The sequence below is a fragment of the Mangrovibacter phragmitis genome (assembly GCF_001655675.1).
Classification (GTDB): Bacteria; Pseudomonadota; Gammaproteobacteria; order Enterobacterales; family Enterobacteriaceae; genus Mangrovibacter; species Mangrovibacter phragmitis.
The window spans coordinates 154,864-167,119 of the sequence record NZ_LYRP01000001.1 but is presented as its reverse complement, the minus strand read 5'-3'; the positions used below and the strand labels follow the sequence as shown (position 1 = coordinate 167,119).

General features: G+C 51.1%; 13 protein-coding genes. 10 read left to right on the top strand and 3 right to left on the bottom strand.

The window, feature by feature from the left end:
- Nucleotides 1–4: 4 nt before the first annotated feature.
- Complete coding sequence (locus A9B99_RS00705; protein WP_064593639.1) at nt 5–418, bottom strand: DUF2000 domain-containing protein; 414 nt, start codon at nt 416–418, stop codon at nt 5–7.
- 119 nt (nt 419–537) lie between these two features.
- On the opposite strand from A9B99_RS00705, the gene A9B99_RS00700 reads away from it, so the two are divergent.
- Nucleotides 538–1,026 (top strand): Lrp/AsnC family transcriptional regulator, encoded by a 489-nt coding sequence (locus tag A9B99_RS00700; RefSeq protein WP_064593636.1) that lies wholly within the window; start codon nt 538–540, stop codon nt 1,024–1,026.
- A gap of 186 nt (nt 1,027–1,212) precedes the next feature.
- A complete protein-coding gene (locus A9B99_RS00695; protein ID WP_197499241.1) occupies nt 1,213–2,775 on the top strand; it encodes a methyl-accepting chemotaxis protein in 1,563 nt (520 codons plus the stop codon).
- Nucleotides 2,776–2,890: 115 nt separating this feature from the next.
- Here the strand turns inward: A9B99_RS00695 and A9B99_RS00690 are convergent, their stop codons facing one another.
- A complete protein-coding gene (locus A9B99_RS00690; RefSeq protein ID WP_064593628.1) occupies nt 2,891–3,538 on the bottom strand; it encodes a TetR/AcrR family transcriptional regulator in 648 nt (215 codons plus the stop codon).
- A gap of 75 nt (nt 3,539–3,613) precedes the next feature.
- Here A9B99_RS00690 and A9B99_RS00685 point away from each other — a divergent pair, with 75 nt between their 5' ends.
- Complete coding sequence (locus A9B99_RS00685; RefSeq protein ID WP_064593625.1) at nt 3,614–5,125, top strand: MDR family MFS transporter; 1,512 nt, start codon at nt 3,614–3,616, stop codon at nt 5,123–5,125.
- Nucleotides 5,126–5,136: 11 nt separating this feature from the next.
- Here A9B99_RS00685 and A9B99_RS00680 read toward each other — a convergent pair whose 3' ends face one another.
- Nucleotides 5,137–5,556, bottom strand: coding sequence for a GFA family protein (locus A9B99_RS00680; RefSeq protein ID WP_064593621.1), 420 nt, complete (start codon nt 5,554–5,556; stop codon nt 5,137–5,139).
- 232 nt (nt 5,557–5,788) lie between these two features.
- Between A9B99_RS00680 and A9B99_RS00675 the strand changes: the two genes are divergently transcribed.
- From A9B99_RS00675 to A9B99_RS00645, 7 genes are all read left to right on the top strand, one after another.
- Complete coding sequence (locus tag A9B99_RS00675; RefSeq protein ID WP_064595426.1) at nt 5,789–6,493, top strand: DUF2461 domain-containing protein; 705 nt, start codon at nt 5,789–5,791, stop codon at nt 6,491–6,493.
- A gap of 237 nt (nt 6,494–6,730) precedes the next feature.
- Nucleotides 6,731–8,386: a malonate decarboxylase subunit alpha gene (gene mdcA / locus A9B99_RS00670; protein WP_064593618.1), complete on the top strand. Its 1,656-nt coding sequence runs from the start codon at nt 6,731–6,733 to the stop codon at nt 8,384–8,386.
- Nucleotides 8,386–9,237, top strand: coding sequence for a triphosphoribosyl-dephospho-CoA synthase (locus tag A9B99_RS00665; RefSeq protein ID WP_064593615.1), 852 nt, complete (start codon nt 8,386–8,388; stop codon nt 9,235–9,237). The genes mdcA and A9B99_RS00665 overlap by 1 nt, the downstream gene beginning before the upstream one ends.
- A gap of 22 nt (nt 9,238–9,259) precedes the next feature.
- Nucleotides 9,260–9,559: a malonate decarboxylase acyl carrier protein gene (mdcC, locus tag A9B99_RS00660; protein WP_064593612.1), complete on the top strand. Its 300-nt coding sequence runs from the start codon at nt 9,260–9,262 to the stop codon at nt 9,557–9,559.
- Complete coding sequence (locus A9B99_RS00655) at nt 9,552–10,385, top strand: biotin-independent malonate decarboxylase subunit beta (RefSeq protein WP_064593609.1); 834 nt, start codon at nt 9,552–9,554, stop codon at nt 10,383–10,385. Before mdcC ends, A9B99_RS00655 begins: the two co-directional genes overlap by 8 nt.
- Complete coding sequence (gene mdcE / locus A9B99_RS00650) at nt 10,386–11,183, top strand: biotin-independent malonate decarboxylase subunit gamma (RefSeq protein WP_064593606.1); 798 nt, start codon at nt 10,386–10,388, stop codon at nt 11,181–11,183. It begins immediately after the preceding gene.
- A 112-nt stretch (nt 11,184–11,295) separates the two neighbouring features.
- On the top strand, nt 11,296–12,255 hold the full coding sequence (locus A9B99_RS00645; RefSeq protein WP_064593602.1) for an AEC family transporter: 960 nt from the start codon (nt 11,296–11,298) through the stop codon (nt 12,253–12,255).
- Nucleotide 12,256 lies beyond the last annotated feature (1 nt).

Here is a 12,256-nt window from a genome sequence, read left to right as displayed (position 1 = left end):
CCGTTCAGCGCAATAATTTGAGCGAACCAGTCAAAGAACGTACCCACTTACGTGGCCCACATAATGCAATACCATCCAGCGGTTCTGCACTCAAATCTCGCCGTGCAACTTCGGTAAGGTAAGTTTCTATCTGCTGAATATCCCGTGCAAAAGCCGGGTATACCACCAGCGCTGTACGGCTGTCACGCTGTTGGCAGCGCTGCAACAAAAGTTGCAATGTGTCGGCATCTGCCTGTAACACCGGCATGGGCAAACGACTACTGGTATCAAACCACAAACCGGTCTGGTCACTGACTTGCCCGGCAGAAAGCGCCGGGAACCGTGATCCCAACCCGGTTGCCAGTGTTCCCACCGTATTTGCCAGCAACCCGGCAGATAAAGCCGGGTTGACAACCACGGCAAGCGCAAAATCATCCATCCTGTTTTCCTCTTCTGTTTGTTCTGCCACTAGTCTGGCACCGTTACAGTGAAAAAAGGTTTCTCAATTTGCGTGTTATTGCTTATAAAAGGAATTATTTTTCTGGACAACATTAATATATGGAAAATTTAACCTTTTCACTGCAAAAGAAAGATATTCAGTTACTGATGCTATTGCAGCAGGACGCCAGGTTCACCAACCAGCAGTTAGCTGAAAAATGCGGCATGTCTGCCACACCTTGCTGGCGACGGATACGCCAGTTAGAAGAGGCAGGAGTAATTGCGGGTTACCGGGCGGTACTCGATCGCAAAAAAGCCGGGCTTGGGATCATGGCTTTTGTTCGGGTCAACATTGACAGCCACAATGAACAACAGGCATTGACCTTTGAGCAGGCGGTAAGTGAATTACCTCAGGTGATCGCCTGTTATGCCATTGGCGGCGGTGCAGATTTTTTATTGCAGGTTGTGGCACGGGAACTGGACGATTATTCAGACTTCGCCATGAAGGTTATTCGCCGTCTGCCAGGGATAAAAGCAATGGAAACGTCATTTGTGCTTAAAGAAATTAAACCACTTAGTGGATTGCCTGTGGGCGATGGGTATCGGTGACCATGACCGGACCCGGCATTTTAGTGACCCAGATCAACAAAAACGTTTCAGCAAAAATGTAAATTTTTTAACATATTAAATATCAGTAATTTACATACAAATAAAGCAAATTAAAACCGTAAAGCTTTACTGAATTGAGTCGTTATATAGCAGCACTGACCCTTAATTTTATCCAGGCTGCAACAAATGAAAAAACTTACCTTTTTTTATAAAATCGCCCTCAGTTTTTCACTTATTTTGGTCCTTATGGCGGTCGTTGGCGCTGTGTCTGTGTACCAGCTCAACAGCAATAATCAGCGTATTGTTAATTTCCGTAATGAGCGCGTTCCCGGCATTCGCTACACCCTGCAAATGCGCGGTATCCTCTCGGAGTTACGTTTACAACAGGTGCAAATGATTGCCTCCAAAACGCTCGAGGAGCGTAACGGGCATCGTGAGGAACTGGCTCAGGCCATCGAGAATTTCCTTGCAGCAGAGCGGCAGTATCTGGCACTCCATACGGAAAACAGCCGCTCAGCCCTGGCTCAAGATGTAGTAGATAATTTTTCTTCTTTTGCCGACGCAAACCAGTTGGTGCTGGCAGCCCTGGATAAAGAAGATATTGCTGGTGCCAGCCAGATAAGCGGACAGAACTCAGCCAAATACCGTACTCAGTTAATGAAAGACCTGGCGCAACTGGTGGATAAGGAAATTGCCGCCGGTGAGCGGTCATCAGAACAAGCTGCGGATAATTACAGCTTTGCAGTAAAAATGTTGTTAGCACTGGGGGCCCTGGCATTACTGACTTCTGTCATCATTGCAATAAAGCTTACCCGCAGCATGTCAAACCAGCTGGGCGGTGAACCGGCTTATGCGGTGGGTATTATGCGTCGTATTGCTGATGGCGATCTCACTGTGCCTATTGTGCTGAAAGCAAATGACAGCACCAGCCTGCTGGCATCACTCGATAGCATGAAAGAAAAGTTAAAACTGACTATCAGTAACATTATGGCTGGCAGTAACAGTATTTCTCAGGCATCCACAGAAATTGCCCAGGGTAACACCAACCTTGCCCAACGCACAGAAGAGCAGGCCGCTTCATTACTGGAAACCTCCACCAATATGACGCGCATTACTCAAACTGTGAAAGAAAACACCGACAACGCGAAAACGGCCAGCCAGTTGGCGCAGAGAACGTCAGATGCTTCAGTGGAAAGTTCGCATATTGTGGAGAATATGATTGGACAAATCCAAAATATTTCCAACAGTTCCAAAGAGATAGTCAATATTATTGCGGTCATAGAAAGTATTGCTTTCCAGACTAACCTGCTGGCACTGAACGCCGGAGTGGAGGCTGCGCGTGCGGGAACGCAGGGGAAAGGATTTACTGTAGTGGCAAACGAAGTGCGGGTGCTGGCGAAAAAAACAGCCGATGCAGCACAGGACATCAAAAAACTTATTGATGACACAGTCGATAAAATTAACCAGGGTTCATTGCAGGCGGCACAGGCCAGCAAAGCGATGGAAGATATTAAAACGTCAGTCAATCAGGTGACTGCCATTGTTGGCGATATATCAATGGCCAGTGATGAGCAAAACACGGGCATTACTGAAATTGGCCGGGCAGTTGAACAAATGGACCTGGTGACTCAGCAAAACTCAGCACTGGTTGAACAGGTTGCTGTTGCCGCACAGTCACTGTCAGAACAGGCATACTCGCTGCATGAAGAAGTGCGCTTCTTCCGCCTGGATACTGTACAGGACTATTAACCTGTTATCATTAGCCTGGATAACTATCCAGGCTATAACACTACACTACCAGATAACGAACAACTCGCAGGGGGCGTTTTCAGACTGAAATAGCAAGTGTGTGGTAGTGGCCAGGTTACCCCCCAATGCCGCAGTTCAGTATTGCCAGTGAATGCTTTACCACAGTATCCGCATCCAGGTGCCTGAAGCGATCATCATGTTGCATGCGCACAACAGGCACCAGCACCAGAGACAAGACCGAGGTAATGAGTAACTCAGGGGAGAGGGCGGAATTCAGCTTTCCGGCATCTTGCCAGGCTATTATTTTTGCCATCAGCGCCTGATACTTGTCATCACCCGCACTGGCCACCATATGTGCCCGCAGTACCGGAATTTCACCGGAGATTTCCTGCATCCACAAAGGGGCAAACCAGTGATGTTGTTCCGCCTGGTTTACCAGTTCCCGCACCATAAAAGAAAATGCCTGGACCGGGTTATCTGCATGTGCCGTGAAATGTGCAGTCATACGCTCGCGAATAGGCATAAATCGCTCCTGGACAATGGCATCCAGCAACTGCTCACGGGAGTGGAAATAGTAATGCATCATGGCCGGAGTAACCCCAGCTTCTCTGGCTATTCCGTTTAAAGACGTAGGCGCAACCCCCTGACGGGCAAACAAACGCAGCGCAATATCCAGCAGTTGTTCACGGTTTGCCGTACTACTTTTTCCACCCCGCGGACGCCCGGGTTTGCGTGGTGAAGTCGCTTTTTGTGCAGTAGTCATTTCCTTCTCCCTTGACCGGCATGTGAATCAGTCTAATATTAATTGGGTATTTAATTAATTACAAACAGGTGCACTATGCCGACTGATACAGTCAACCATTCTCTCTCACCGCAGCCTCTGGTGTCATCATTACGTTTGCTATTCAGTGCGTTAATGCTGGTTATGCTGTTGTCTGCACTGGATCAGACCATTGTCTCCACCGCGTTGCCCACCATTGTGGGTGAGCTTGGCGGGCTGAACCAACTCTCCTGGGTAGTCACCGCATATATTCTGACGTCCACCGTTGCCGTACCACTCTACGGCAAATTTGGTGATGTCTTTGGCCGCAAGCGGGTGTTACAGGTAGCGATTATATTGTTTTTGTTGGGTTCGGTGCTCTGTGGGGTGGTACAGAACATGGCACAACTGGTACTGATGCGCGCTTTGCAAGGTCTGGGAGGCGGTGGGCTGATGGTCATTAGCATGGCCGCAGTGGCAGATGTCATTCCTCCCGCAGAGCGGGGGCGTTATCAGGGCCTGTTTGGCGCGGTATTTGGTTTAGCCACCGTTATTGGCCCGATGATAGGCGGTTTCATTGTTGAGCATATGTCCTGGCGCTGGATCTTCTACATTAATGTACCACTTGGGTTACTGGCATTATTGATCATTACGACGGTATTTAATGGTTCAGGCCAGCGTAACCACCACCAGATTGACTGGCTGGGCGCTATTTATCTTACCCTGGCGTTGGTTTGCATCACACTGTTTACCACAGAAGGGGGCAGCGTTCGTGCATGGAGTGACCCGCAACTCTGGTGCATTCTGGCATTCGGTATCATTGGCATTATTGGCTTTATTTATGAAGAGCGCCTGGCCTGGGAACCGATTATTCCACTGCGCCTGTTTCGTGGCCGGACATTTTTGTTATGCAGCCTGATGAGCTTTATTTTTGGTATGTCACTGTTCGGTTCAATTACTTTCCTGCCGCTTTACCTGCAGGTGGTTAAAAATGCCAGCCCAACCGAGGCCGGAATGCAACTCCTCCCGCTGATGGGTGGGTTGTTACTGACTTCCATTATCAGTGGGCGCATTATCAGCCGCACCGGGAGATACCGCCTGTTCCCCATTGCTGGTACATTGTTGGCAGTCTGTGGCATGGTGATGCTGACCACGATAACCCCCACAGACTCAATTGCTAAGTTGTATCTCTTCACCAGTATTCTGGGAATGGGTCTGGGGATGGTGATGCAGGTACTGGTTCTGGCAGTACAGAACAATGCAGCACCAGGGGAATATGGAGTTGCCACTTCAAGTGTGACGCTGTTCCGCTCGATTGGCGGCTCAATTGGGGTCGCCGTGTTTGGCGCGGTATTCAGCCACGTTTTACAATCGCGGCTGGTTGATTCGCTACCCCCAGGTGCAGTATTGCCAGCAAAAATGAACCCACTGGCAGCACAACAACTCCCGGCAATGGTTCATGACCACTACCTTGCGGCCTTTGGCAGCGCCATTCATGCCGCGTTTTTGATGGCGGCCTGTATTATGGTTATTGCTTTTGCGCTGTCCTGGTTTTTGCGTGAAACACCGTTAAAACGCAGTGCGCAGTAACAGGTTGTTTGTCAGGGTTTATTTTCCGGCGTGAATGTTAACCAGCCAACCACGCCACTACTGGCGCCATCCCGCGGGTGGTTAACCCCGTCAAGAACCGCAACAGGTGAGAAGTCAAAGGGGGACACACCTTCAATACAGGCAACATTAACGCCATATTGCCGTGGGTTGGATCTGCGCTGGTGAAAGGTATAAATGCCGCAGACAGAGCAAAAATAGTGTGCGGCCTCGCCAGTGTTAAAGCGGTATTCGGTCAGTTTGTCTTTGCCCTTAGTCACTGTGATACCAGACAGTTCAGCAGAAACTGCCACAGCGCCACGCATCCGGCAAAATGAACAGTTGCAGCGCCGGACGGTATTGAAACCATCACTCAGTTCAACGCTAAACTCAACAGCGCCACAGTGGCACCGGGCTTTTACTATTTTCTGCATTGTCTGTTCCTCCGGCTTATGGGAATCTTTCCTATCACATTGTATGCCACACATTACAATCACGCTTGTGGCTGACAATACAGTGTCGTTTTAGCGACAAACTTACCACTAACGTTCCAACTGATGGGGCGGCGATTCACGGGAGTTGCTCACGGAATCTGTCACAGGCAGCAAACAGATGAGCAGGCACATTATTGGGCGTACACTGTTGCCAAATAAGCAAGGAGAACACATGGTAACCCAACAACCCCTGTTTACCGGGTTTGACCCGCAAGGGCTGTTGTTTTTGCGTGATGTCCGGCAAAACAACAGCAAAGAGTGGTTTGACGAAAACCGTTCTATTTATGACAACCTGCTGGTTAAGCCTTTTCGCTCGCTGGTCAGTGAACTTGCGCTACCAATGCTGCAAATTGACGATCAGTTCGAAACCCGTCCGGCAATTGGTAAAACACTGTCTCGTATTCACCGCGACACCCGTTTTTCCCGTGATAAATCCCTGTATCGCAGCAACCTGTGGCTGACATTTAAGCGCAGCAGCAAAAACTGGACGGATGCTCCCACGTATTTCTTTGAATTTGGCCCCGACTGGTGGCGCTATGGGCTGGGGTATTACAGTGCATCGCGCGAAACCATGAATCTGTTCCGGGAAAACATATTGGATAACCGTGAACATTTTCTGTCCATCACGCAGCCTTTACTTTCCGATTTCAACCTGGAAGGGGAGTCTTATAAGCGCCCGTTACTGAAAGAACCGCAGGCACTGGCAAACTGGTATAACCGCAAGTCATTCGCCCTGATTTACGATGGCAAAGAAACAGAAACCCTGTTCGATGACCAGTTACCGGGTTTATTACAGGCAGGGTTCGAACGCCTGGCACCGCTCTACCATTTCCTGATGGAAATCGAAACGCAAAAACGCCGTACCATACTCAACTGAAATACCTACGCCAGCATGCCCAGTCATTAATGTGGTAACTGGCGTTTCCCCCACTTGTTTTGCTTCTCTTTGGTTAAAAATCAGAAAAAACCACGTCCTGATCAAAAAACAGATAATTAATCATTACCTTCAGAGTAATGATTTCACCCGTTACTTTATTGATGCTAACGGTTTAACAGCGCAGACTTAATCTCACAGCAGGCAAATCAAAATGATTAGCTTAATCAGGAGGTTATAATGTTGTCTGGGCAAACGCCAACCCGCGTCTGGAACCAGCGCCGTACCAATAAGCAACAGCGTATGGCCGCAACAGGCGTGAAGGGCAAAGTAATCCCCACCGGGGAACTTGTCTCAATGCTGGAAAAATTAGTGGCGCCGGGTGACCGGGTCGTTCTTGAAGGTAATAACCAAAAACAGGCAGACTTCCTTTCCCGGATGCTGGCTGAGGTAAACCCACAGAAAGTCCATGATTTACATATGATCATGCCAAGTGTGGGCCGCAGCGAGCATTTGGATCTGTTTGAAAAAGGCATTGCCCGCAAACTCGACTTCTCATTCTCCGGTACACAAAGCTTACGTATCTCCCAGTTGCTGGAAGATGGGTTGCTGGAAATTGGTGCCATCCATACTTATATCGAACTTTATTCGCGTTTATACGTTGACCTGGCACCTAATGTCGCGCTTATCGCTGGCTATAAAGCAGACCGGAAAGGCAACCTGTATACCGGGCCGAGTACCGAAGACACGCCAGCTCTGGTCGAAGCAGCCGCATTCCATGACGGTATTGTTATTGCCCAGGTGAATGAACTGGTTGATGACGAGTGCGACTTACCGCGTGTCGATATCCCAGGCTCCTGGATTGATTATATCGTTGTTGCGGATAAACCCTTCTTTATTGAACCGCTGTTCACCCGCGACCCGCGCCTTATCAAGCAGGAACATATCCTGATGGCCATGATGGCTATCAAAGGGATCTATGCCGAGCACCAGGTGCAGTCGCTCAACCACGGTATTGGTTTTAATACAGCGGCGATTGAGCTGTTGTTACCAACCTACGGTGAACAACTGGGGTTGAAGGGCAAAATCTGTAAACACTGGACACTCAACCCGCACCCCACATTAATTCCTGCTATTGAAAGTGGCTGGGTGGAAAGCGTGCACTGCTTCGGTGGTGAGCTGGGTATGGAAGACTATATCGCAGCACGTCCGGATGTGTTCTTCACTGGCGCAGATGGTTCTATGCGCTCCAACCGCGCATTCTGCCAGTTAGCCGGTCAATACGCTGTTGACATGTTTATTGGTTCCACTCTGCAGGTTGACGGCCTGGCCAACTCATCCACGGTAACGCGTGGCCGCCTGGCTGGGTTCGGTGGGGCACCGAATATGGGCCATGACCCGCACGGCCGCCGCCATGCCACTCCGGCCTGGCTTGCCATGATAAACGAACCCGATCCAATGCAACGTGGCCGGAAGCTGGTGGTGCAGATGGTTGAAACCTTCCAGGCCGGTGTTAAACCCACGTTTGTTGAAAAACTGGATGCTGTTGAAGTTGCCAAAACCTCCGGTATGCCGCTGGCTCCGGTGATGATTTACGGTGATGACGTCACTCACGTTCTGACCGAAGAAGGCATTGCCTACCTCTACCAGGCGGAAAGCCTTGAAGAGCGCCGGGCCATGGTTGCCGCAGTTGCCGGGATAACCGATATCGGTCTGGGCGTTGATGCCAGCCGGGTCGAAGCGTTGCGCCGTAGCGGGAAAGTGCGCTTCCCGGAAGATATGGGCATTCGCCGCACTGACGCTACCCGTTCGTTACTGGCCGCAGGCAGTGTTGCCGACCTGGTTGAATGGTCAGGCGGTTTGTATAACCCACCGGCAAAATTCCGGAGCTGGTAATGAAACTACAGCCACAGAGCAGTGCTGATGCTGTTGCGCAACGTCTGGCACAGACAGCAACCCGCTGCCTGATTGACGAAGCCCGCCTTAGCCCTAAGCCTGGTCTTGTGGACAGCCGGGGAAATGGCGCGCACAGCGATTTATCACTCAGTCTGATGGAACGCTCAGCACACAGCCTGACCCCGACATTTTTCGCGCTGGCACAACAGTGCTGGCGCAGGCCGGCAGATGTCGCATTACGTCAATTAATAGGCCGCCTCGGGCGAGAAGGTGAGCAGAGCATGATGGCGGCAACCAACGGCGTGAATACGCACCGGGGCGCAATTTGGGCACTCGGTCTGATGGTAAGCAGTTGCGCCATGTTGTCTGGAAATGCAACAGCCAGTGCCATCAGCGAGCAGGCAGCACGCCTTGCTCAGCTACCAGACCAGGCCGCACCAACGGTATTCAGTAAAGGCCTGCGGGCCAGCCACCGTTACCGCGTACCGGGCGCACGGGAAGAGGCCGCTCAGGGCTTCCCTCATGTGATGAAACGTGGTCTGCCTGCTTTATTGCACAGCCGCGCACAAGGGGCCAGTGAGCAGCACGCCATGCTGGATGCTCTGATGTCTATCATGACCACGCTCAGTGACACCTGCGTATTATCGCGCGCCGGAATGGTTGGTCTTGAAGCGATGCAGCAGGGCGCAAATGCGGTTCTGAAAGCCGGGGGATGCGCCAGCCGCGCAGGCAGGCAGCAGCTTGCTGACCTCGACCAGACCATGCTCAGGCTCAATGCCTCACCAGGTGGTGCCGCAGACTTACTGGCCGCCACGCTATTTATTGACCGTGTCGCATTGCCGGCATCGTAAACGTTATTTTTAAGAGGTTGTTATGGAACAGATTTCATTGTCTTTTCCGGCCTCCCGCCTTGTCAGTGGCAAAGCACTGGCTGGCGTCGTGGGGTCAGGCGATATGGAAGTGTTATTTGAGTCCACTGCAGGACAAACACTGGAAATCGCAATCACCACCTCCGTGGATAATTCTCAGGCACGCTGGCAGGCGCTGTTTGAACGTATTCGTTCACTGGGGCAATTACCCGCAGGGCAAATGCAGATCCACGATTTTGGCGCAACGCCAGGTGTGGCCCGTATTCGCATCGAACAAGTATTTGAAGAGGTGAGCCATGCGTGAATTTCAGAGCTTTATTGAACTGAGAGCCAGAGACCGGGCGAAAGCAATACTGGATGAGGGTAGCTACCGTGAATTGCTCGGGCCATTTGACGGGCTGATGTCCCCCTGGCTTGGGCCGCAGGGAATTGTTCCCCAAAGCGATGACGGCATGGTTATCGCCAAAGGCACCATTCAGGGCAAACCCTCCGTTGTGGTTGCTGTAGAAGGAGCATTCCAGGGCGGCAGTATGGGTGAAGTTTCTGGTGCCAAAATGGCCGCAGCTCTGGAGCTGGCTGCGGAAGATAACCGCAAGGGTATACCAACTCAGGCTGTGTTGTGCCTGGAAACCGGCGGGGTACGCCTGCAGGAAGCCAACCTTGGTCTGGCGGCCATTGCAGACATTCACGCTGCAATTGTTGACCTGCGCCGTTACCAGCCAGTTGTGGGCATTATTGCCGGTACAGTGGGTTGCTTCGGCGGGATGTCTATTGCTGCCGGGTTGTGCAGTTATTTACTGGTCACCCGGGAAGCGCGCCTGGGCCTGAATGGTCCGCAGGTTATCGAACAGGAAGCAGGCATCGAAGAGTACGACTCCCGTGACCGCCCGTTTATCTGGAGCATAACCGGTGGTGAAGTTCGCTCACGCAGTGGGCTGGTTGACGGCTTAGTTGATGACAACGTGAATGCAATGAAAGACGCAGTCAACCAATGCCTTGCCAAAGGCGTGCCTGACACTCACCGCTCAGACAATTATGACGAGTTTCTGGCCCGTTTAACCACTTTTGATACCGCTAAACAGGTCGATTCCGAGCAAATTAGTGCATTTTTTGCCGGGGAGGGTAAATAAATGAGCCAACAAAATCGCGCAGCACTATGGCTGGATAAACTGGCATCAGGTGCGCAACGTATGCCGGGGCTGTGCCCGTCAGTGCAGGTTGCAGACGCCACACTCGACGGGCAGTTTGTGCGTTTTATTGCTGTGGTACCGGATGCCAACAACCACTATCCACGCGCCGCACGGGGCGAAGTCGGGTTGCTGGAAGGCTGGACACTGGCAAAAGTCGTTAACCGTACAATTGACGAAGATGCTGAAAAAAGCGTTAAACGCCCGATTATCGCAGTCATTGATGTACCAAGCCAGGCTTATGGCCGCCGTGAAGAAGCTTTTGGTATTCATCAGGCACTGGCTGGTGCCGCGGGTGCGTATGCCAAAGCACGCCTGGCAGGGCACCCCGTCGTTGGTTTGATTGTTGGTAAAGCCATGTCTGGTGCGTTTCTGGCGCACGGTTACCAGGCAAACCGCCTGATTGCGTTCAACGATGGCAATGTACTGATCCACGCCATGGGTAAAGCGTCTGCTGCACGTATTACGTTACGTACTGTCGAATCGCTGGAAAAACTGGCCTCCACCATTCCGCCAATGGCCTACGACATCAAAAACTACAGCACTCTGGGCCTGCTCAGTGAATTGCTTGACATTACTAACCCTGATGCCCCGACACCGGATGACATAACCCTGGTGACGAAGACTGTGGCACAGGCAGTCTGCGATGCCCGTAATGACATCACGCTGAAAAACCGGTTGGGAGCAGAAAACCGTCGCCACTCAAAATTGGTTCGTGAGCGCCTGCGAGCGGCCTGGTAAAGATTCTCATAAAAAAAACCTGCCAGATGAGCATGGGCGCCCTGGCGCCCATTAACCCGGCTTGTCTGTAAAACATCGCAAACATTTTATTGTTATAACTACAGGTGAATTTATGACGTATGTAATTGTGCATGCCCTTGCCCCCATCTTTATCATCATGCTGCTGGGTTTCATGGCAGGTAAAACAAAGATGGTCGATAACAAGAATGTCTCTCTGTTAAATATATTCGTGATGGACTTTGCGTTACCAGCCGCGCTGTTTAGTGCAACAGTGCAGACACCCTGGGTTGGTATTGTGAAACAGTCCCCACTCATTCTTATCCTGGTGCTGGCAATGTGGGTAACTTACGCTGCTATCTACTTCCTCGCGGTAGGCGTATTTAAGAAAAGCCCACAAGATGCCGCTGTACTGACTCTGACTGTTGCATTGCCAAACTATGCAGCACTTGGTCTGCCAATCCTTGGCAGTGTATTAGGTGAGGGACCGTCCACTTCTTTGTCTGTTGCGGTGTCAATTGCCTGCGGTTCTGTGTTGTTAACACCGCTGTGCCTGCTGATTCTGGAACGCGAAAAAGCACGCCAGTCCGGGGAGAATACCCGCTCAACAATGGCGATGTTGCCGGTTCTGATGTGGCGTTCCGTGAAGAAACCTATTGTCTGGGGCCCGTTACTGGGGGTTATCCTGTCCGCTATTGGCATTCGTATGCCGGAACTGTTGCTGTCGTCAATTAAACCGTTGGGATTATCTGCAACCGCTGCAGCGCTGTTCCTGACTGGGGTGATCCTGTCTGCCCGTAAACTAAAAATTAACAGCATGGTGATTATCTCCAGCATCACTAAACTCCTGATTCAACCAGCAATTGCCTTTGTTATTGTCCTTGCGCTGGGTCTGCATGGTGCCATTGCTATTACCGGGGTGCTGATGATTGCGCTGTCTGCCGGTTTCTTTGGTGTGGTGTTCGGTAACCGTTTTGGCGTGCAGTCGCCAGATGCTGAAGCTGTATTGTTGATTAGCTCCGTGCTGTGCATTCTGTCGTTACCGTTATTTATTTCCCTGACTTCAGGACTTTAAC